The sequence below is a fragment of the Segeticoccus rhizosphaerae genome, assembly GCF_005222685.1.
GTDB classification, from domain to species: Bacteria; Actinomycetota; Actinomycetes; order Actinomycetales; family Dermatophilaceae; genus Segeticoccus; species Segeticoccus rhizosphaerae.
The window spans coordinates 1-20,385 of record NZ_SWMA01000012.1 but is presented as its reverse complement, the minus strand read 5'-3'; the positions used below and the strand labels follow the sequence as shown (position 1 = coordinate 20,385).

Annotated in this window: 16 protein-coding genes; 6 read left to right on the top strand and 10 right to left on the bottom strand. The window is 71.2% G+C overall.

Annotated elements, in window-relative coordinates:
- Nucleotides 1–202: 202 nt before the first annotated feature.
- The 6 genes from FCN22_RS10250 to FCN22_RS10225 all read right to left on the bottom strand — a co-directional run bounded on the left by FCN22_RS10250 (nt 203) and on the right by FCN22_RS10225 (nt 8,259).
- On the bottom strand, nt 203–838 hold the full coding sequence (locus FCN22_RS10250) for a hypothetical protein (RefSeq protein ID WP_137121457.1): 636 nt from the start codon (nt 836–838) through the stop codon (nt 203–205).
- A 111-nt stretch (nt 839–949) separates the two neighbouring features.
- A complete protein-coding gene (mptB, locus tag FCN22_RS10245; protein ID WP_137121456.1) occupies nt 950–2,560 on the bottom strand; it encodes a polyprenol phosphomannose-dependent alpha 1,6 mannosyltransferase MptB in 1,611 nt (536 codons plus the stop codon).
- A 15-nt stretch (nt 2,561–2,575) separates the two neighbouring features.
- Nucleotides 2,576–4,246, bottom strand: a complete 1,671-nt coding sequence (locus FCN22_RS10240; RefSeq protein WP_137121455.1) for an FAD-binding oxidoreductase — start codon at nt 4,244–4,246, stop codon at nt 2,576–2,578.
- Nucleotides 4,243–5,073: a lysophospholipid acyltransferase family protein gene (locus FCN22_RS10235; protein ID WP_137121454.1), complete on the bottom strand. Its 831-nt coding sequence runs from the start codon at nt 5,071–5,073 to the stop codon at nt 4,243–4,245. Before FCN22_RS10235 ends, FCN22_RS10240 begins: the two co-directional genes overlap by 4 nt.
- A complete protein-coding gene (locus FCN22_RS10230; protein ID WP_238384657.1) occupies nt 5,066–5,977 on the bottom strand; it encodes an SDR family NAD(P)-dependent oxidoreductase in 912 nt (303 codons plus the stop codon). The genes FCN22_RS10235 and FCN22_RS10230 overlap by 8 nt, the downstream gene beginning before the upstream one ends.
- Nucleotides 5,974–8,259 carry an HAD-IB family phosphatase gene (locus tag FCN22_RS10225; RefSeq protein ID WP_137121453.1) on the bottom strand — a complete coding sequence of 762 codons (2,286 nt, stop codon included), beginning with the start codon at nt 8,257–8,259 and terminating at the stop codon, nt 5,974–5,976. Before FCN22_RS10225 ends, FCN22_RS10230 begins: the two co-directional genes overlap by 4 nt.
- A gap of 221 nt (nt 8,260–8,480) precedes the next feature.
- On the opposite strand from FCN22_RS10225, the gene valS reads away from it, so the two are divergent.
- The 6 genes from valS (at nt 8,481) to FCN22_RS10195 (ending at nt 15,641) form a co-directional block, all read left to right on the top strand.
- On the top strand, nt 8,481–11,141 hold the full coding sequence (gene valS / locus FCN22_RS10220) for a valine--tRNA ligase (protein WP_137121452.1): 2,661 nt from the start codon (nt 8,481–8,483) through the stop codon (nt 11,139–11,141).
- Nucleotides 11,142–11,459: 318 nt separating this feature from the next.
- The gene (locus tag FCN22_RS10215; RefSeq protein WP_137121451.1) at nt 11,460–12,239 is read left to right on the top strand and encodes a DUF4129 domain-containing protein; all 780 of its coding nucleotides are present in this window, start codon (nt 11,460–11,462) and stop codon (nt 12,237–12,239) included.
- Entirely contained in the window at nt 12,236–12,739 is a 504-nt protein-coding gene (locus FCN22_RS10210; protein WP_137121450.1) for a hypothetical protein, read from the top strand. Before FCN22_RS10215 ends, FCN22_RS10210 begins: the two co-directional genes overlap by 4 nt.
- Entirely contained in the window at nt 12,736–13,716 is a 981-nt protein-coding gene (locus tag FCN22_RS10205; RefSeq protein ID WP_137121449.1) for an AAA family ATPase, read from the top strand. The genes FCN22_RS10210 and FCN22_RS10205 overlap by 4 nt, the downstream gene beginning before the upstream one ends.
- A gap of 1 nt (nt 13,717) precedes the next feature.
- On the top strand, nt 13,718–15,046 hold the full coding sequence (locus FCN22_RS10200; RefSeq protein ID WP_137121448.1) for a DUF58 domain-containing protein: 1,329 nt from the start codon (nt 13,718–13,720) through the stop codon (nt 15,044–15,046).
- Between the two features lie 28 nt (nt 15,047–15,074).
- On the top strand, nt 15,075–15,641 hold the full coding sequence (locus FCN22_RS10195) for a hypothetical protein (protein ID WP_137121447.1): 567 nt from the start codon (nt 15,075–15,077) through the stop codon (nt 15,639–15,641).
- A 66-nt stretch (nt 15,642–15,707) separates the two neighbouring features.
- Here FCN22_RS10195 and clpX read toward each other — a convergent pair whose 3' ends face one another.
- The 4 genes from clpX to tig all read right to left on the bottom strand — a co-directional run bounded on the left by clpX (nt 15,708) and on the right by tig (nt 20,160).
- Nucleotides 15,708–16,994 (bottom strand): ATP-dependent Clp protease ATP-binding subunit ClpX, encoded by a 1,287-nt coding sequence (gene clpX, locus FCN22_RS10190; RefSeq protein ID WP_137121446.1) that lies wholly within the window; start codon nt 16,992–16,994, stop codon nt 15,708–15,710.
- A gap of 196 nt (nt 16,995–17,190) precedes the next feature.
- Nucleotides 17,191–17,841, bottom strand: coding sequence for an ATP-dependent Clp protease proteolytic subunit (locus tag FCN22_RS10185; protein WP_137121445.1), 651 nt, complete (start codon nt 17,839–17,841; stop codon nt 17,191–17,193).
- A gap of 33 nt (nt 17,842–17,874) precedes the next feature.
- Nucleotides 17,875–18,489, bottom strand: coding sequence for an ATP-dependent Clp protease proteolytic subunit (locus FCN22_RS10180; RefSeq protein WP_137121444.1), 615 nt, complete (start codon nt 18,487–18,489; stop codon nt 17,875–17,877).
- A gap of 219 nt (nt 18,490–18,708) precedes the next feature.
- On the bottom strand, nt 18,709–20,160 hold the full coding sequence (gene tig / locus FCN22_RS10175; RefSeq protein WP_137121443.1) for a trigger factor: 1,452 nt from the start codon (nt 20,158–20,160) through the stop codon (nt 18,709–18,711).
- Nucleotides 20,161–20,385: the final 225 nt, after the last annotated feature.

Here is a 20,385-nt window from a genome sequence, read left to right as displayed (position 1 = left end):
GCCCGCTCGCTCGAGCGCACGGCATACGGCCGCTCTTGGTCGAAGGCCGCTGACGGGGCCCACCCGTCCGGTTCTACTGAGGATCGGCCCGTATGCCGTGTGGTCCCGTTCTTCCGGAGGCTCGCCGCTGATGACGGCTCGATCGCCTGTGCCGCATTCTACGGGACGCAGGCGCCGCCCGCGACGCACGGGGAGTCGGCGGTCAGGCGGTCTGCCGGACGGGGAGCAGCCCGTGGGCCTCGCGCAGTGAGGCGAGGGTCTCGTCCAGCGTGCCGAGCCGCGGCTCGAGCAGCCAGACGCCCTCGGCGAACGGGCGGAAGCCGACCCGAGACCAGACCTTGGTCATCCGGCGCACGGCTTCGTCGTAGCCGGCCTCGTAGTCCTCCTCGGCACCCCGGTCGAGCGGCCCCGGCAGGCAGAGCGCGGCGCGGCAGCCGGTGCGCATCAGCTCCAGCGTCTCGGCGATGAGCAGCGCGGCCACCCCCTTGCCCTGCCAGGCCGGCACCAGCTCGACCCGGTCGAGGACGAGCACGCGGTCGCCGGTGTCGTGCAGCCGGCTGGCGAGCCCCTCGGCCAACTGGCCGGTGTTGACGTCGAAGACGACGTCCCCGATGTGGGCGATGTCGTCGTTGGAGGAGTCCAGGGCGTCCCAGGGATCCTCGCACTCGCGCAGATCGACCGAGAGCACCGAGATGGTGCCGATCGGCTCGGCACCATCTGCGGGCATTGCCTCGACCGCCCAGCGCTGCAGGCCGCGCGTGGAGGCGTCTCCGAGCAACCGGCTGGTGGACAGCCGCAGGCGGAGGTCGGGGACGGGGACCGCGTCGTGGTGGCTCATCCGCCCAGTGTGCCGCTCGGGGCCCATGAGCGGAAGGATCGCGACCCACCCCTCCTGGGCAGTGATCGTGGCGCTTGCGGCAGGCCGCTGTCGCAGACCCACGACGATTCCTCACAGGTGGCGGTCGTGGGTCACGCCTTGTGCCACGTCTTGGGCCATGTCGCGAACCAGGAGCCACGCGGCGAGCAGGCCGGCCGCCACGGCGCCCAGCACCTGCGGCCAGATGTAGAGGGCGGTGTCACCGGCCGGCTGGTAGACCAGCATCAGCCAGGTCGACAGGCCCACGACCAACACGAGGGTGCGCCGCGACAGGGCGAGACCGGCCGCGACCGCGAGCGACCAGGAGTAGTACCACGGCAGCGCGACCGGCGAGAGCAGGACCAGCACGACCAACGCCGCGACGATGCCCCTGACCGCGGTCTGCACATCCCCGGACGTCCTGCGGTGTGGTGGCCGAGGCGACCACACCGCAGGACGTCCGCGGGGGCGGGCGCGGAACCAGATGGCCAGGAGCAGCGCCACCAGGAGGACCGCGCCGACCGTCCTGCTCACCGGCAGCACGTTGGTCAGCGACAGCGGCGCGAACCACAAGGCGACGCCGGTGACCAGTTGCGCGACGGCGCTCGGCAGGCTGAGCCAGTTGACGGTCTGCGACGAGCCGGACAGCGCCGTGATCCAGCCGAGGCCCACGCCGGCCGCGAGGGACAGCGCCGCGAACACCGCTGCGCCGACGACCAGTCCGGCCCCGGTGGTGCGCAGGAACAACGGCCACCGGTGCGGCTCCGGACGCCCGTCGGACCGCGCGCGCTCGCGTTCGTGCGCCATCCAGATCCAGACCACGAAGGGCAGCGCGACGACCGCGGTGGCCTTGACCGCGAGCGCCAGCGTGATCACAGCGACGCCCGGCAGGTGCCGCCGCTCGAGCACGAGGAGCAGCCCGGCGAGCAGCAGTCCGAGCATCGGCAGGTCGTTGTGCGTGCCGGCCACCAGGTGCACCAGGACGAGGGGGTTGAGCACGCCGAGCCAGACCGCGAGCACCGGGTCGCCGCCGAGGCGCCGGGCGATCCGCGGCAGCGCCCACACCATGAGCACCAGCCCGGGCAGCAACGCCAGCCGCATGACGTAGGTGCCGAGCGCGACGTGGTCGCCAGTGACCGTGGTGATACCGCGGGCGAGCAGCAGGAAGGCGGGCCCGTAGGGAGCGGTGGTGGATCGCCACACCGGGCTGACGCTCCGGGTCAACGGCCCGGGATCGGCCGCGGGCCCCACGACATAGGGATCGAAGCCGTCGCGCAGCAGCGCACCCTGGGCCAGGTAGGCGTAGGCGTCCCGGCTGAACATCGGCAGGGCGAGCAGCATCGGCGCCACCCACAACGCGACCGTCCAGCGGGCCGATCCGAGGGAGACGCCCCCCGCGAGCACCGCCCGGCCCAGCCGCACCCAGGCGAGCACCATCACCAGCACGCCGACCCAGACCAGCCAGGTCGAGATGCCCTGGGTCAGCCCGGACGTCGCACCTGACAGGTGGTTCCAGTCGAAGTAGGAGCCGGTCCGCGGCTTGGCGCCGGCTGCGAACCCACCGAGGGTGAGGCACGCGGCGCCGAGGAGTCCCAACAGCCCGTGCCGCCCCGCAGGGCTGAGCAGCACTGCGCCGATCGCGTTGCCCGCCAGCGCCGCCCGGCGGCGCGCCGCAGCGGCCGGCGCACCGTCTGGTGGCGGCATCGTGGCCGAGTCCCCCTAGGGCAGGATCTTGCCGGGGTTGAAGTTCGCCCTCGGGTCGGCCGCCCCGATCAGGCCGCTGACGAGCTCGACGCCGGCCGGCGAGATGTCCTGCTCGAGCCAGGCCGAGTGCTCGGTGCCGACGGCGTGGTGGTGCGACAGGGTGCCGCCCGCGTCGATGAACGACTGCTGGATCGCGTTCTTGACCGTCTGGTACTGCTTCAGCGCGACGTCCCCGCCGTGCGGGAAGGCGAAGGTGAAGTAGAGGCAGGCGCCCGAGTGGTAGGAGTGGCTCAGGTGGCACATGATCCATCCCTTGACGCCGAGCTCGTCGTAGGCGCTATTGGCAGCCGCAGTCACGTCGTCATACACCTGCTGCAGCCGTGACCACGGTGCCGCGGTCTCCGACACGTCCGCGGCGGCACCACGGTCGAGCAGGTAGTCGCGGATGTATGGCGTGTCGAACTTCTTCTGGTCGTAGAGCTCGCCCGGGCCCTTGCCGAGGACGATGCCCCCGTGGCTGCGGATGATCTTGCGGACGATGGCCTTCTGGTCGGAGACGTGGCCCTTGCTGCCCTCGAAACCCACGAACGACAGACAGGCCTGGTCGAGGTCCCAGCCGCGCTTCTCCAGCACCGCCATCAGGCCCTTGCTCGCGGTGCCACTGATCGAGAAGCCCTCGGTCTTCTTGCGGGTGGCGAACGAGAAGCCGGTCTCGTGGGCGTCGGAGACGCGGGTGATCGACGGGGTGGCCTCGCTGATCGAGATCTCGCGCATCGCCGACAGGCCGCTCTTCCAGGACGGGAAGAGGTAACCGAGGACGACCCGGTGCTCGGGGATCCGGTGCACCTGCACGGTGACCTCGGTGATGACCCCGAGCCGGCCCTCGCTGCCCAGGACCATCTCGCGCACACTCGGGCCGGTCGAGGCCGACGGGACGGGCCGGACGACGAGCATCTTGCCCGGCCGCACCACCCGCACGCCGCGGACGATGTCGGCGATGTCGCCGTACTTGTCCGACTGCATGCCGGAGGAGCGGGTGGCCGCCCAGCCACCGATCGTGCTGTGCGTGAAGGAGTCCGGGAAGTGGCCGAGCGTCCAGCCCCGGTCGCCGAGCTGGCGCTCCACGTCGGGGCCGAGGGTGCCGGCCTGGATGCGGGCGAGACCGGAGCCCTCGTCGACCTCGAGCAGCCGGTCGAGGCGGCCCAGGTCGAGCGAGATGACCGGTCGGGCCTCGTCCGCGGGTGGCTCGAGGCTGCCGGAGATGTTGCTGCCGCCGCCGAACGGAATGATCACCGCGTCGGCCTCGACGGCGAGGTCGACGACCTGCCGGACCTCGCCCTCGTCGGCCGGGTAGACCACGACGTCCGGCACCCGGGGCAGGTCGCCGGCGCGCACCCGCAACAGGTCGCGAAGGCTCTTGCCGTAGGTGTGGACGACCCGCTCCATGCCGTCGGTCGTGGTGTGGGCCTCGCCCACCGCGGCCGTCAGCGCACCGAGCAGCTCGTCACCGATCCGGCTGTCCGGGACGGCGAGGTCGTCGAAGGAGATCATCGGCTCGGCGGGCACGTCCAGGTCGAGACCGACGGCCTCCAGGACGAAGGGGCGCAGGGCGGGCTTGTCCTCGTGGTGGAAGCTGACGCCGTCGAGGCCCCATCCCCACCACTTCATGTGCTGCACGGACGTCATGACTCTCCTCCTGCGCTCGGTCGCTGCGACTCCTGTGTGGAGTCTTCGTGAGGTTCGGTGCCTTCTGCGGGGCCGAGACCTCGCGAAGATTCCACGCGGTGGTTGTCGCTGGCTTCGTCGGTGTGGCGGCGCCTGGTCGACGGCGGGAGCGGAGCGACGGACAGGTGCAGCTCGCGCACCCGCTCCTCGATCCGGGCCGAGAACGCCGAGGAGTGCTCCCCCTCGTGCGGCGTCATGGGCGCGCCGAAGACGACGGTGACCCGGGGCCGTCCTCGCACCGGCCAGCTCGTCCCGCGCGGCATCGCCTTGCTCGCACCGACGATCGCCATGGGGAGGCACGGCACCCCGGCGGTGAGGCACAGCGCCGCGGTCCCCCGCTTGAACGGTGCCATCGAGCCGTCGTGGGAGCGGGTGCCCTCCGGGAAGAGCAGCAGCGGGACGCCCTCCGCGAGCAGCGTCGTGGCGACCTTCGAGCGCTTGCGGAGCCCGTAGCGCTCGACCGGGAACGCATTGAAGAAGAGCGCGGTCAGCCCCTTGCGCCACCAGACGTCGAAGAAGTAGTCCGCGGCGGCGCCGGCGGCGAGGTAGCGCGACAGCCGCGGCGGCAGCGACCCCAGCACGAGAGGGGCGTCCAGGTGGCTGGAATGGTTGCCGACCACGACGAACGGGGCCCGCAGGCCCTCGAGGTTCTCGGTGCCCCGGACGGTCACGTCGACCAGCGACCAGACGAGCGGCTTGAGCAGCCCGCGCTGCGCCACGTGACGGGCGGCGGCGTGGCGGATCGAGGTGTAGCGGGATCCCGGTCTGGCGCCGGGGGACTCATGCATGAGGATCATCATCTGACATTTCTGTGCCGGAGGGTGGACGCGGACCCGGCTGGTCCCCGCCGTCCTGCTCTGCCTGTGTCGTCTGCGCGGCGCGCTCGGCCCGGGCTGCCCCGTCCCGGTGCCGGGAGGACGAGATGGCCGCGGAGATCCGACGGATCACCGGTCGCGGCGCATGCCTCGCTCCCCAGATCAGGATGCGGTAGCGCTTGCTGGGGATCGAGATGACCCGGCCCCTGGCCACGTCGCTCAGCGCCTCGGCGACGAGGTCGTCGGCGTCCAACCAGAGCGGACCCGGGATGCTGGTGGTCGCGATGCCGGCCCGGTCGTGGAACGCGGTGCGCACCCACCCCGGGCACACCGTCGTGACGGTCACGCCGGAGCCCGCCAGCTCCACCGCCAGGCCCTCGCCGTATGCCGTGACCCAAGCCTTGATCGCGGAGTAGTTGCCCAGCACCACATACCCGGAAGTGCTGGAGACGTTGACGATCCGGCCGCTGCCGCGCTCGCGCATGGTGCGGCCCGCCGCCGCGCCGAGCATCAGCACCGCGCGGCACATGACGTCCATCGCGTGCTCGTGCGGCGTGGTGTCGGCGGCGGTGAGCGGGGCCCGGACCGCGAAACCGGCGTTGTTGACCAGCAGGTCCACGGGGCGGTCCGCGGCGGTCAGCCGGTCAGCCACCCGCAGCACCTGGTCACGCTCGGCGAGGTCGGCCACGAGCGTCTCCACCTCGACGCCGTGGCGACTGCGCAGGTCCGCGGCGAAGTCCTCCATCCGGGTCGCGTCGCGGGCGACGAGGACCAGGTCGGCGCCCTGCCCGGCCAGCGCGCGGGCGAAGGCCGCACCGATGCCCGAGGTCCCCCCGGTCACCAGCGCCCGGCGCGCGAGCGGTCCGCCGGCCGTCACTTGTGCGTCCGCGACGCCAGGTTGCCGGCCAGCCCCTCGAGGCGGGTGCGCGACGGCCGGTCCCACGAGTGCACCTGCCAGTGCTTGCGCTTGGCGTACTGGTAGAGCGCCACGTCCGGGTTGACCGCCTGGGGGTGTCCCACGAGCTCCAGCCAGACACGGTCGGACTGGCTGTCGCCGTAGGCGTAGGACCCGGACAGGTCGAGGCCACGGGCCCGGGCGTATTCGCGCAGCCAGGCGGCGCGGGCCTCGTCCACGAGCGGCGGGGCGTCTAGGTAGCCGGTCCAGGTGCCCTGGTCGCAATGCATCTTCGCCGCGACCACCTCGTCGAAGAGCGGGGCGAGCGGACGCACGAACACGTCGATGGCACCGGTCACCAGGACCGTCCGGTGGCCGGCCTCGCGGTGCGCCTTGATCTGGGCGACGGCCTGCGGGATCACGCCGCGCCGCAGCGCCTCGCCCAGCTCCCCGTCGACCAGGGCCTGCAGCTGCACCTGGTCGACGCCCTCGTAGCGCCGGACGAACGTGCGGATGAACTCACCGCGGTCACGGCGCTCGGCCCGCAGGTACTCCGGCAGCGACCGGGCCAGGTCGGCGACCTCGTGCGGCCACTGCGCGGGCGGCAGCACCGCCTTTTGCATGAGGAGGTACTGCTCGACGACGTTGGAGGCCAGCACGGTGCCCTGCAGGTCGAAGACGGCGGCCACGTCGGTGCGTCGCGGCAGGCTGGCCGGCCGGGTGGTCGCGTCGCGGTTGCGGCCGGAGAAGGCGCGGGCCAGCTTGGTGATGCCCGGGATGTGCACCTCCTGCAGGTAGCGCTCCCAGTCGATCTCGGAGACGTCGAAGCCGTGGTCGCGTCGCCGGTCCTCGGGAAGGGCCTCGTGGAGGGCGCGGGTGCGGCTGTCGTCGTAGATGACCTCGGTCTGGGTGTAGCTCTGGTAGAGGTCGGCGTAGCCGCGCAGCTGCCCGAGCCCGTCGTGCTTGCGCTGCACCTCGACGGCCCAGTTGCGGGTGCGCTCGGTCGCGGGCAACCGCAGCAGGGCGCGCCCGGCGAGGTCCATGAGCCGTTCGTCCCGTCGCAGCCTGCGCTCGACCTGGCGGCCCCCCGGGAACTCCCAGGCCGGCACCTGCACCTGCCCACCCTTGCCGTCCGGCATGGGGTGCGCGGTGAAGTAGGTCAGCACGTTGTCGAACATGCGCCGGAACGGCAGCGGGTTGCGGGCGCCGGAGCCGACGTGGAAGTACTGGCTCTGCCCCGCAGGCGGGGGTGAGGCGGCCGCCGCGAGCGCCGCGTTGACCACCATGTCGACGGGGATGATGTCGAGCACGCTGTCGGGCAGGCCGGGGAACTCCGGCAGGTAGCCCTGGCCGTAGGCGACGATCAGCGGGTCGGCGACCTTGAAACCGTCGATCCAGCCCGGGGCCGGCGTGTGCAGCGCGCTCTCGATGATGGTCGGGCGCACGACCGACAGGCGGTGTCCGGAATCGGCCCACAGCTCCTCGGCCACCCGCTCGCCGAGGGCCTTGGTGAAGGTGTAGACGTCGGGCCAGCCGAGCGACTGGGCCCGGCTGCGGCCGAAGTCGACGAGCCGGCGGTGCACCCACTTGACCCGCGCCTGTTCGGCGGCCTGCGCGACCGCCTGCGGGCCGGCCTTGCCGTGCCGGTCGCGGGCCTTCTTCAGCAGGTCCTGCAGCACCTCGGGGTGGCGGGACTCGCGCTCCACGCTGTCGCGGGCCGTGAACGCGGCCTGCGCCTCGGCGCGCCAGTCCACGTGGTGCTCGTGCCGCTCCTCGGGCACGATGCCCTTGCGCAGCCCGGCGACGTAGGCGGTGGAGATGTGCACGACGTGCGGGTCGGCGCCGCTGGCCAGCACCGCGTCATACAGCGCCTGCGCCCCCGACACGTTGTCGCGGAAGGCCTCGTCGATGGGCGGGTCGAAGGAAACGGTGGAGGCGCCGTGGAGCACCACGTCGATGTCGCCGGGCAGCGCCGTGAGCGAGCCGAGGTCGCCCTCGACGACCCGCACGCGCTCGCGCAGCGCGGCCTGCACGGCCTCCCGACCGATCTCCCGGCGCCACGGGGTGAACACCGCCTTGCGCAGCAGCCCCTCGAGCCGGTCCTGCGCCGAGATGTCGCCACGGGGCCGGACCAGGACGGTGACCGAGGTGGTCGGGTAGGTGCTCAGCAGCTGCTGCAGCACGGCCTGGCCGACGAATCCGGTGACCCCGGTCAGAAAGACCCGGGCGCCTTCGAGCGGCCCTGCTGCACCCGCAACCGTCATCTGTGATTTCTTCCTCTCGCCACAGCGCCCACCTCCGAGCGCGTGGGCTGTTCCGTGGCACTCCATGTCGGTCCAGGTCGGTCCAGGGTCCGTCCATGGCGGCCCACGACAGCGACACTCTAGTGAAGGTCGCCGGGCCTGCCGAATCTGCGGCGCGACCCGCGGCTGCGACGGCGTCAACCGATTGGTGGCCCGGCCCCGTGGTCTGGGAAGATCCCCGCATGAGTTCACCCGCCCCAGGCACTCCCGACCGCCGCACGCCCACGCTGCCCGACAAGCCGTCCGTCGACGGGCTCGAGGACCGCTGGATGGCGGTATGGCAGGAGCGGGACCTCTACGCGTTCGACCGGGAGCGCGCCCTCGGGCTGCCGCGGGAGCAGGTCTTCTCCATCGACACGCCTCCCCCGACCGCGTCCGGCTCGCTGCACATGGGCCACGTGTTCGGCTACACCCACACCGACTGCATGGCCCGCTACCAGCGGATGCGTGGTCGGGAGGTCTTCTTCCCGATCGGGTGGGACGACAACGGCCTGCCCACGGAGAAGCGGGTGCAGAACTACCACGGCGTGCGCGGGGACACCTCGCTGCCCTACGCGCCCGACTACGAGCCGCCGCACAGCGGGGGTTCCAAGAGCATCAAGGCCGCCGACCAGCAGCCGATCAGCCGGGCCAACTTCATCGAGCTGTGCGAGTCGCTCACGGTGCAGGACGAGGAGGCCTACGAGTCGCTCTTCCGCCGGCTCGGCATCTCGGTGGACTGGTCGCGCGGCTACCGCACCATCGACGACCGGTCGCGCACCGTGGCCCAGCAGGCGTTCCTGCGCAACGTCCGGCGCGGGGAGGCCTACCAGGCGGAGGCTCCGGGCCTGTGGGACGTGACCTTCCAGACCGCGGTCGCCCAGGCCGAGCTGGAGGCACGTGACTACCCCGGCGCCTACCACCGGATCCGATTCCACCGGGACGGTGCCGACGCCGTCGAGATCGAGACCACCCGCCCGGAGCTGATCCCGGCGTGCGTCGCGCTGATCGCCCACCCGGACGACGAGCGGTATGCCGGCCTGTTCGGATCCACTGTCACCTCACCGCTGTTCGGGGTCGAGATCCCGGTGCTGGCCCATCGCCTCGCCGAGCCGGACAAGGGCGCCGGCATCGCGATGTGCTGCACCTTCGGCGACCTGACCGACGTCCAGTGGTGGCGCGAGCTGCAGCTGCCGATCCGCTCGCTGGTCACCCGCAATGGTCGGATGCAGGGCGAGACCCCCGCCTGGATCGCGGGTGGTCCGGGCGAGCAGCTGTATGCCGAGTCGCTCGCCACCAAGACCGTGTTCACCGCCCGGGAGAACGTGGTCGCGGCCCTGCGCGAGTCGGGTGACCTCGTGGGCGAGCCGGTCAAGACGCAGCGCAAGGCGAACTTCTACGAGCGCGGCGAGAAGCCACTGGAGATCGTCACGAGCCGCCAGTGGTACATCCGCAACGGCGGCCGGGAGGCCGACCTCGGCAAGGCGCTCATCGCCCGGGGAGAGCAGATCGGCTTCCACCCGGCGTTCATGCGGGCCCGATACCGCAACTGGGTCGAGGGCCTCAACGGCGACTGGCTGATCTCCCGCCAGCGCTTCTTCGGCGTGCCCTTCCCCGTCTGGTATCCCGTCGACGCCGACGGAACGGCCGACCACGCCAACCCGATCCTGGCCGACGAGGCGAGCCTGCCGGTCGACCCGACCTCAGACACCCCGCCGGGCTACGACGAGCACCAGCGCGGCCGGCCTGGCGGTTTCGCCGCGGACCCCGACGTGATGGACACGTGGGCGACCTCGTCGCTGTCACCCCAGATCGCCGCCGGCTGGCCGGTGACCAGCGACGCGGGAGGTCGCAACGACGCCGAGCTGTTCGACCGGATCTTCCCCATGGACATGCGCTCGCAGGGCCACGACATCATCCGCACCTGGCTGTTCGCGACCGTGGTGCGCAGCCACTTCGAGCACGACAGCGTGCCGTGGGACAACGCGGCCATCAACGGCTGGATCCTCGACCCCGACCGCAAGAAGATGAGCAAGTCCAAGGGCAACGTGGTCACGCCCGAGGACGTGCTGAAGCAGCACAGCTCCGACGCGGTGCGCTACTGGGCCCTCTCGGGGCGGCTTGGCTCCGACTCGGCATACGACGACGGCCAGATGAAGGTGGGCCGGCGCCTCGCCATCAAGATCCTCAACGCGAGCAAGTTCGCGCTGTCCTTCGGTGACGTCACGGCGGACGGCGACGACCTCGCCGCACGGGTGACGCATCCGCTGGACCGGTCGATGCTCGCCGCCCTCGCCGACGTCGTCGACCAGGCGGGCGCGGGCTTCGAGTCCTGGGACTACACCCGCTCGCTCGAGGTCACCGAGAGCTTCTTCTGGTCGTTCTGCGACAACTACCTCGAGCTGGTCAAGGACCGTGCCTACGGCGGGCAGGGAGATGAGGCGGCCGCGTCGGCGCGGGCGGCGCTGCGGGTCGCGCTCGACGTGCTGCTGCGCCTGCTGGCGCCGTTCCTCCCGTATGCCACCGAGGAGGTCTGGTCGTGGTGGCACGAGGGCTCGGTCCACCGGTCGCCGTGGCCGGAGTCGTCCGGCCTGCGCGCCGCGACGGGCGATGCCGACAAGGCCCTGCTCGACACGGTCGGGCTCGCCCTGGCCGGGGTGCGCAAGGTCAAGTCGGAGGCGAAGGTCGGCATGAAGTCCGAGATCACCTCGATGGTGCTGGCCGCCCCGTCCGCCCAGGTCGAGCAGGTCCGGGGCGCGGAGGCCGACCTGGCCGCCACCGGACACGTCACCGCGATCAGCTATGCCGAGGCAGACCAGCTCGAGGTGCGCGACGTCCAGCTGGTCCCCTACGTCAAGCACTGACTCCCGGTGGTGTCGCTGCTCGCTGCGGGCCGGTGTCGCAAGGGTGGGGAGCGGCCGCGGTGAGCACCGTCATACCGGCGAGCTGACCCGTCATCGGCGACGCCCGACCGCGGCCACTGACGTCCGGCGCCGCTTGCTGCGGCCCACATCCACGCAACCGCCCGCTCTGCACGCCGTGGGCTGCTCGCGCCCGTGGTGGAGCCTCGGCGGCCTGACCCTGCTGCTCGGTCTCGGGCCGACCGCGGCGCGTGCGGTCGCCCTCCCGACGGGCCCCGTGACCGCGAAGGAGCACCGGGCGCCTGCGTGTACGGTGCGAGGGTGACTCGGCGGGGATGGATCGCGGTCGCCGGGGCGGGGGCCCTGACGCTCCTGCTGTGGGTGACCAGCAGCCGCCCGGTCACCGTCCTCGGACCCCCGCAGGACCCGTTCGAGCTCCCCCGTGCCACGGTGCGCCCACGCACCCCTGGACCGCAGCCGAGCGGCACCCCGCCCCCGCAGCCGAGCATCGACATGAGCAAGGTCCACGACGGCAGCACCGTCTTCGGCCTCCTGCTGACGATCCTGGCCGTCCTCGTCGCCGTGCTGGTGGTGGCCGCCGTGGCCTACTACGTCTACCGCCTGGTGCGCTTCCGCCGCGACCGTCCGCGAGAGACGGCCTTCGAGGTCCTGCCCGACATCGCCACCTCCGTCGTCGAGGACGCCGAGTCACAGTTCGCGGCCCTTGCCGAGGGCCGGCCACGCAACGCGATCGTGGCCTGCTGGCTGCGCCTCGAGGAGGCGGTGGCCGGCGCGGGTCTGCCCCGCCGGCCGAGCGAGACCTCTGCCGAGTTCACCGCCCGGGTGCTCACCGGCCTGGCGGTCGACCCCGACTCCGTCCACGAGCTCGCCCACCTCTACCGGGTCGCCCGGTTCTCCACCCACGACCTCGGCGAGGCCGACCGTGACCGAGCCGTTTCGGCCCTGCGGGTGACCCACGAGGGGCTGCAGCGGGTCGGTGAGACGCCTCGGCAACCGACCGGCGCGAGCTTTGGCAGCCCTCCCGGCCCTCCCAGACCTCCCACCACCCCGCCCGACGGCCCGACGAGGGAGGACCGGTGACCCGGCTGTGGCGGCGGCGCGTCCTCGGCCTGGCCGTGGTCTGGCTCGTCGTGGTGCTGCTGGCTTGGTGGCTGCGGACCGACCCCGCGGTGACCGTGCTGGCCGGCTACCTCGCCGCCGGCTTCGCACTGTCCTGGCTAGTGCAGGACCTCGCGCTGGAGTCACAGCCCGCCCACTGGGCCGGCTTCTACTCGCCGGCGCCCCGGCCGAGGGGCGCGGACCCGCGACTGTCCCACCTGCACCGGATCGTCCGCGACGCGATCGACAAGGACGCGCGCAACCTGCGGCGGCGTCGGCCTCCGGTGGACCTGCAGCAACTGCTCGCAGACCTGGCCGCCGAACGGCTGGAGTCGGCACACGGCATACGGCTCGACGACGCCCGCGCCGTCGAGCTGCTCGGTCCCGCGCTGCACGACTACCTGTCACGACCACCCGAGCGGCTGGGCGAGCTCAGCCGCTCCACGCTGTCCGACCACCTGACCCGAATCGAGGCACTGTGACGACTCCCCCCGACCTGCCCACCGTCTCCCAGCGGGCGAACACCGTCCTCGACCGGGTCGAGACCGCCGTGGTGGGCAAGCGGCGCGCCCTGGAGCTGGTGCTCAGCGGCATCCTGGCGGGCGGGCACGTGCTGCTCGAGGACTACCCCGGGCTCGGCAAGACCCTGGCGGCCCGCTCTTTCGCGCAGGCCCTCGGGCTCGACTTCACCCGGGCCCAGTTCACTCCCGACCTGCTCCCCAGTGACCTGACCGGCTCCTTCATCTACAACCAGCGCTCGACCGAGTTCGAGTTCCGCCGGGGCCCGCTGTTCACCGGCCTGTTGCTCGCCGACGAGATCAACCGCACCCCGCCCAAGACCCAGTCGGCCCTGCTGGAGGCGATGCAGGAGCGCCAGATCACGGTGGAGGGACGGACCTTCGCGCTGCCCGCGCCGTTCCACGTGCTCGCGACCGCCAATCCGGTGGAGTACGAAGGCACCTACCCGCTGCCGGAGGCACAGCTCGACCGGTTCCTCATGCGGGTGAGCTTCGGCTACCCGAGGGCGGAGGAGGAGCTCGACGTGCTGCAGCGGCGGATCGGACGACGGCACGAGGAGCAGACGCTGGAGGCCGTCACGGAGGCCGACGGCCTGCTGCAGATGCAGGCCGCGATCGAGCGCGGCACCGTCGACCCCAGCGTCGGCGAGTACTGCGTGGCGCTCGCCGCCGCGACGCGCCGGCACCGGCACGTCCTGATGGGTGCCTCGCCACGCGGCTCCCTCGCCCTCGTGCTTACGGCGAGGGCGTATGCCGTGCTGCAAGGCCGCGACTACGTCACCCCCGAGGACGTCAAGCAGGTGGCACACGCGGTGCTGGAGCACCGGATCACCGTCAAGCCGGAGCTGTGGATGAGCAACGTGTCCGGCGCCTCGGTGGTCGGCGAGGTCCTCGACTCGGTGCCCACGCCCTCCGCCCGCGAGAGCCGGGCAGCGGGCTGAGATGGCACGCTCCGACCGAGGCTGGCGGCCGACGCCCGCTCACCTGCGCGCCCTGCTGGTCGCCTCGTTCGCCATGCTTGCCGCGCTGGTGCTGCACCGTCCGGACCTGCTGGTGCTCGGGGCGCCCTTCGCGACCATCGCGCTCTGGGCCGTCCTCACGAGGCCCCGCTCCTCGCCCACGATCTCGTGCGGCATCTCGCTGACCACCGTGCGTGAGGGAGAGGCCACGCTCTGGAACGTGCACCTGACCCGGGTCGAGGGGATGGAGGAGGTCACCACGGTGCTGGAGCGGGGGGTCTGGTCCCAGCTCGACCCGGTGTCGGGAGTGCGGACCGAGAGCCTGCACGACGGCGAGGACGACGCCGGCGGCGACCCGGCCCGCCACACCGTGAGCACCGCGTGGCGGTCGCTGCGCTGGGGCCAGCGGAACGTCGGGCCGGGACTGGTCGGGGCGACGAGCTCGTGGGGTGCGTTCCGGTTCGGCCCGGTCGAGCTCGAGCCGATCGGCGTGCGGACCCTGCCGTTGCCGGCCGTCTTCGACACCACCGCCCACGCACCGCATCCACAGGGTCTGGTGGGGGTCAACCGGGCGGCCCGGCCGGGCGAGGGCAGCGAGTTCGCGAGCATCCGGCCGTTCCAGGTCGGCGACCGGCTGAAGCGCATCCACTGGCCGGTCTCGGCCCGCACCGGTGAGCTGCACGTCACCTCCAGCTACGCCGACCAGGACAGCCACGTGGTGCTCGTGGTCGACGCCTTCAACGACCTCGGTGAGAGCGAGGGCATCGAGGGCAGCGCGAGCACGCTCGACGTGTCCGTGCGGGCCGCCGGAGCGGTCGCCGAGCACTACCTGCACCGAGGCGAACGGGTCAGCCTGCGGGTCCTCGGCGCGGCCGACGTGACCCGTGTCCCGCCCGCGACCGGACGGCGCCACCTGCGACGGGTGCTCGACACGTTGGCCGCGATCCGGCCCGGCACCGACCGCGGTGACCCCGACGAGCGCCTCACCCGGCTCGGCATCGGAGCGGGGGCGCTGGTGGTCATGCTCTCGCCGCTGGTGTCGCCGGTGGCGTTGCAGCAGGCGGTGGCCCTGACCAGTCGCGGTCTCACCGTCGTGGTGATCGACAGCCTGCCGGGCGACCTCGCGGTGCCGGACCACGACGGCTACGGCCACCTCGCGTGGCGGCTGCGGCTGCTCGAGCGCGCGCGGGAGATCCGCCGGATCGAGCAGGCCGGCGTGCCGGTCGTCGCCTGGCGCGGTCCCGGCAGTCTCGATCAGGTGCTGCGCGAGCTCGCCCAGCGAGCTGCCGGACCGCGGATGGCCCACCGATGAGGTCCGACCTCGGAGCCGGGGCTCCCCGATGACCCCGTTCCGGCGGCTCGACGACGCGCTGCGCGACCTGCTCCAGCTGGCCGGTGCGGAGCTGCTGCTGCGCCTGGTGGTCCTGCTCGCGCCGGCGGTGTTCCTGGCGGCGGTGCTGGCCGCCGGCTCGGTCCCCGTGTGGGCGGTCGTCGTGGGGCTGCTGCTGGCGCTCCTCACGGTGCTCGCCCCTGACAGCGACGCCGGGACGTTGACGACCCTCTACCTGCTCGCCGTCTGGTACTTCGGCCACCAGGGCGATCCCCACACCCTGTGGACCCTGGTCGCCGCTCTGGCGTTGTTGGGGTTCCACGTCGCCACCACGGCCACGACCCGCGCACCGCACACCGGCCGCCTGCCCGCAGGCAGCCTTGCCCGCTGGTCGGTCCGCACAGCGGTCGTCGCCGGCGTGACCATCGCTGTGTATGCCGTGGGGCGGGCCTTCGCCGCGCTGGACACCGCTGGCAGCGTCGTGCTGACCACGACGGCCGGGGTGGTCGCGGCCGCGGCGCTGGTGGCTGCCCGTCGCTGGTCGCTGCGCCCGCCCGGAGGCCCGCGCCGGCTCTGATGCGCGCGCAAAGCATGCGCCGAGTGGGCCAGCGCGACGTGCGAGATCAGACGCCAGGCGGGTTGGTCAGGCGGATTCCTTGCGCTGGCGCTTGGCCCGGGCGGGGCGCTCGTCGCGACGCACGATGGTCGGGTTCACGTTGTCGAGGACCACCTCGCGGGTGACGACCACGCGGGCGATGTCCTCCTCGCTGGGCACGTCGAACATGACCGGCAGGAGCACCTCCTCCATGATCGCGCGCAGTCCGCGGGCGCCGATACCGCGCAGCATCGCCTGGTCGGCCACGGCCTCGATCGCCTCGTCGGTGAACTCGAGCTCGACCCCGTCGATCTCGAACATCCGCTGGTACTGCTTGACGAGGGCGTTGCGTGGCTCGGTGAGGATCTTGACCAGGGCGTCGCGGTCGAGCGGCGACACGGTCGTGATCACCGGGAGCCGGCCGATGAACTCCGGGATCAGCCCGAACTTCATCAGGTCCTCGGGCATCACGTCGCCATAGGACTCACCGACGTCCTTGGCCTGGTGCAGCTCGGAACCGAAGCCCAGCCCCTTCTTGCCCGAACGGGACTCGATCAGCTTCTCCAGCCCGGCGAACGCCCCACCCACGATGAACAGCACGTTGGTGGTGTCGATCTGGATGAACTCCTGGTGCGGGTGCTTGCGGCCACCCTGGGGCGGCACCGAGGCGGTGGTGCCCTCGAGGATCTTCAGCAGTGCCTGCTGCACTCCCTCACCGGAGACGTCGCGGGTGATCGACGGGTTCTCGCTCTTGCGGGCGATCTTGTCGACCTCGTCGATGTAGATGATGCCGGTCTCGGCCTTCTTGACGTCGAAGTCCGCGGCCTGGATCAGCTTCAGCAGGATGTTCTCGACGTCCTCACCGACGTAGCCGGCCTCCGTGAGGGCCGTAGCATCGGCAATCGCGAACGGCACGTTGAGCATCCGCGCCAGCGTCTGCGCGAGGTAGGTCTTGCCGCACCCCGTAGGGCCGATCAGCATGATGTTGGACTTGGAGATGTCCACGACCTGCTCGGCGTCCTTCTTGGACACGTTCTCGCCGGCCTGGATCCGCTTGTAGTGGTTGTAGACGGCCACCGCGAGCGCCCGCTTGGCGACGTCCTGGCCGATGATGTACTGCTCGAGGAAGTCGAAGATCTCACGCGGCTTGGGCAGCTGCTCCAGGCCGAGGTCGGAGGACTCGGCGAGCTCCTCCTCGATGATCTCGTTGCACAGCTCGATGCACTCGTCGCAGATGTAGACGCCCGGCCCGGCGATGAGCTTCTTGACCTGCTTCTGGCTCTTGCCGCAGAAGGAGCACTTCAGCAGATCTCCACCGTCTCCCACACGTGCCACGAGGCGGCCCCTTCATCCTTGGTCTGCACCCGTGGTCCGGATGCCCTGTCGGTTTCGTGCGTCTGTTGCTGCCCTGCCGTGGCCCGACGCTACCCCGAGGGCCGTCGAGTCGCCTTCATTGAACGCCGGTGTCGGCCTCCCGTCACGGGTTGTCCGCTCAGGGCGGACAACCCGTGCGCGGGCCGGCCGGGAGTGTTCACTCCTCGAGCGCTGCCTTGCGGCTCTGCAGGACCTCGTCGATGAGGCCGTACTCCTTGGCGTCCTCCGCCGACAGGATCTTGTCACGCTCGATGTCGACACGGACCTGCTCCACCGTGCGGCCGGAGTGAGCGGCGAGGGTCTCCTCCAGCCACTCACGCATGCGCAGGACCTCGTTGGCCTGGATCTCCAGGTCACTGGCCTGGCCGCCGAGGCCCTCCATGGCCGGTTGGTGGATCAGGATCCGGGAGTTGGGCAGAGCGAAGCGTTTGCCCTTCGCCCCCGCGCCGAGCAGCACCGCAGCCGCGGACGCCGCCTGGCCGATCACGAAAGTCTGCACGTCCGGGCGGACGTACTGCATCGTGTCGTAGATCGCGGTCATCGCGGTGAAGGAGCCACCGGGGCTGTTGATGTACATGAGGATGTCCCGGTCGGGGTCCTGGCTCTCGAGGACGATCAGCTGGGCGATGATGTCGTCCGCCGACGCGTCATCGACCTGCACGCCGAGGAAGATGATGCGGTCCTCGAAGAGCTTGGTGTAGGGGTCGGTGCGCTTGCTGCCGTAGGAGGTGCGCTCCTCGAACTGCGGGAGGATGTACCGGCTGGACGGGGCGGGGACACGCGGGCCGCCATACGAATGGTTGATCATCTGCAGTGCTCCAAGTCTCGAAGGTATGGCGGATCAGGACTGTTCGGCGTTGCTGGCCTCGTCGGAGCTCAGGTAGACGTGGTCGACGAACCCGTACTCCTTCGCCTCCTCGGCGGTGAACCAGCGGTCGCGGTCGGAGTCCTTCTCGATCTGCTCCACGGTCTGCCCGGTGTGCTGCGCGATGAGGCCGGCCATCTGCTTCTTGATGTGCAGCATCTGCTCCGCCTGGATCTTGATGTCCGAGGCCGTGCCGCCGATGCCGCCGGACGGCTGGTGCATCATCACGCGGGCGTGCGGGGTCGCGTAGCGCTTGCCCGGCGTGCCTGCGCTCAGCAGGAACTGTCCCATGCTGGCGGCCAGGCCCATCGCCACGGTCGCCACATCGCAGGGCACCCACTTCATCGTGTCGAAGATGGCCATGCCGGCCGTCACCGAGCCACCGGGGCTGTTGATGTAGAGCCAGATGTCCTGGTCGGGGTCCTCTGCTGCGAGCAGGAGCAGCTGCGCGCAGATCGCGTTGGCGTTGTCGTCCCGGACGTCGGAGCCCAGGAAGATGATGCGCTCCTTGAGCAGACGGTTGTAGATCTGGTCGTCCAGACCGCCTGGCCGCGCGTCTTCCGCGGCGACGATCTCGCTGCTGTTGCTCACCGTTTCTCCATCTGTCGGGAGGGGACCACCGCAGGTTCGGTCCCACTGTTTGTCTGTCTGCTGTGCCTGACAGTGACCCTAACGCCCGGCTTCCCCGGGACAGTCCCCGTAGGGCACGGTGTTCGCCCTGAGCGCACAAGTCCGCGGCCGTACCGGGAGACGCGAGGGCGCCCCGGCTCCGGTGTGGAGCGGGGCGCCCTGTGCGCGAGCGGTGGGGCGTCAGGAGCCGGCCGGCGTGGCCTGCTCGTCGCGTGGCGCGGCCTCGTCGGTCGCGACCTCAGCATCCTGGGCCTGCGTGTCGGCGGCCTCCTCGGTCTCGGCAGTCTCCTCGGCAGTGGCCTGCGCCGCCGCCATCGCAGCAGCCTCGGTCGCCTCGGCGTCGTCGGTGGCGTCCTCGACGTCTTCCTCGGTGTTCAGCGCGTTGAGGTCCACGACGTTGCCTGCGCTGTCGACGACCTCGGCCTGCTCCAGCACGCTCGCCAGGGCCTTGCGTCGACCCACCTCCGCGAGCATGGCCGGGACCTGCCCACCCTGGTCGACCGCCTGGGCGAACTCGTTGGGCTCCATGCCGTACTGCTGGGCCGACATCACGAGGTACTCGATCAGCTCGTCCTGGCTGACCTGGACCTCCTCCTTCTCGACGATGGCGTCGAGCAGGAACTGGGCCTTCAGCGCCTTGCGAGTGCTCTCGCCGACCTCCGCGCGGTGCTCATCGTCGTCGAGCCGGTTCTCACCCTCGAGGTGGCTGTGCACCTCCGCCTCGACCAGCGAGTCGGGCACCGGAATCTCGGTGGTCTCGAGCAGGTGCTCGAGCACCTTGTCGCGGGCCTGGACGCCCTGCTCGAACTTCTTGGCGCGTTCGGCCTGGGCGCGGACGTCCTCGGTCAGCTCGTCCATGGTGTCGAACTCGGAAGCGAGCTGGGCGAACTCGTCGTCGAGCTCGGGCAGGACCCGCTCCTTGACCGACTGCACCGTGACGGTCACGTCGGCGTCCTGGCCCTCACGGTCGCCCCCCGCCAGAGGTGCGGTGAAGTCCTTGGTCTCGCCGGCCGACATACCGGTGAGCGCCTCGTCGAGCCCCTCGAGCATGTTCCCCGAACCGATCTCGTAGGAGACGCCCGTCACGGAGTCGATCTCCTCGTCGCCGATCGTGGCCGACAGGTCGATGGAGACGAAGTCTCCCTCGGCTGCTGCGCGCTCGACACCGGTGAGGGTCCCGAACCGCTGGCGCAGCGCGGTCATCCGCTCCTGCACGTCCTCGTCGGAGGCCGAAACCTCATCGACCTCGACCTTGATCGAGGAGTAGTCGGGCAGCGTGACCTCGGGACGCACGTCGACCTCGACGGTGAAGGCGAGCTCATCGCCCTCGCCCGTGGGGACACCGGTCACCTCGACCTCGGGCTGGCCGAGCGGGCGGACGCCCTGCTCCTCGACGGCCTGGCCGTAGAACTGCGGCAGGGCCTCGTTGACCGCCTCCTGCAGCACCGCGCCGCGGCCGACCCGCTGGTCGATGATGCGGGCGGGGACCTTGCCCTTGCGGAAGCCCGGCACGTTGATCTGCCCGCCGATCGCCTTGTAGGCCGCATCGAGGCTCGGCTTGAGCTCGTCGAAAGGGACCTCGACGGTCAGCTTGACCCGGGTCGGGTTGAGGGTCTCGACGGCACTCTTCACTGCAGGGCACTCCAGAACGTGTGGGGGCTGTGGGGGTCACAGATGCGGACGACGAACCATGCTATCGGCTGCGGCGCGCAGAACCGAAACGGCGACGGCCGCACTGTGAGCCCGACCGCGCGGGAGCAAGCCACTGGTCGGGCTGACAGTGTCTGATTCCACGAGATAGTTGGCACCTGTCCCGCGACATGGTTGGCACCTAGCGCGGAGGTGTGGCATGTCACT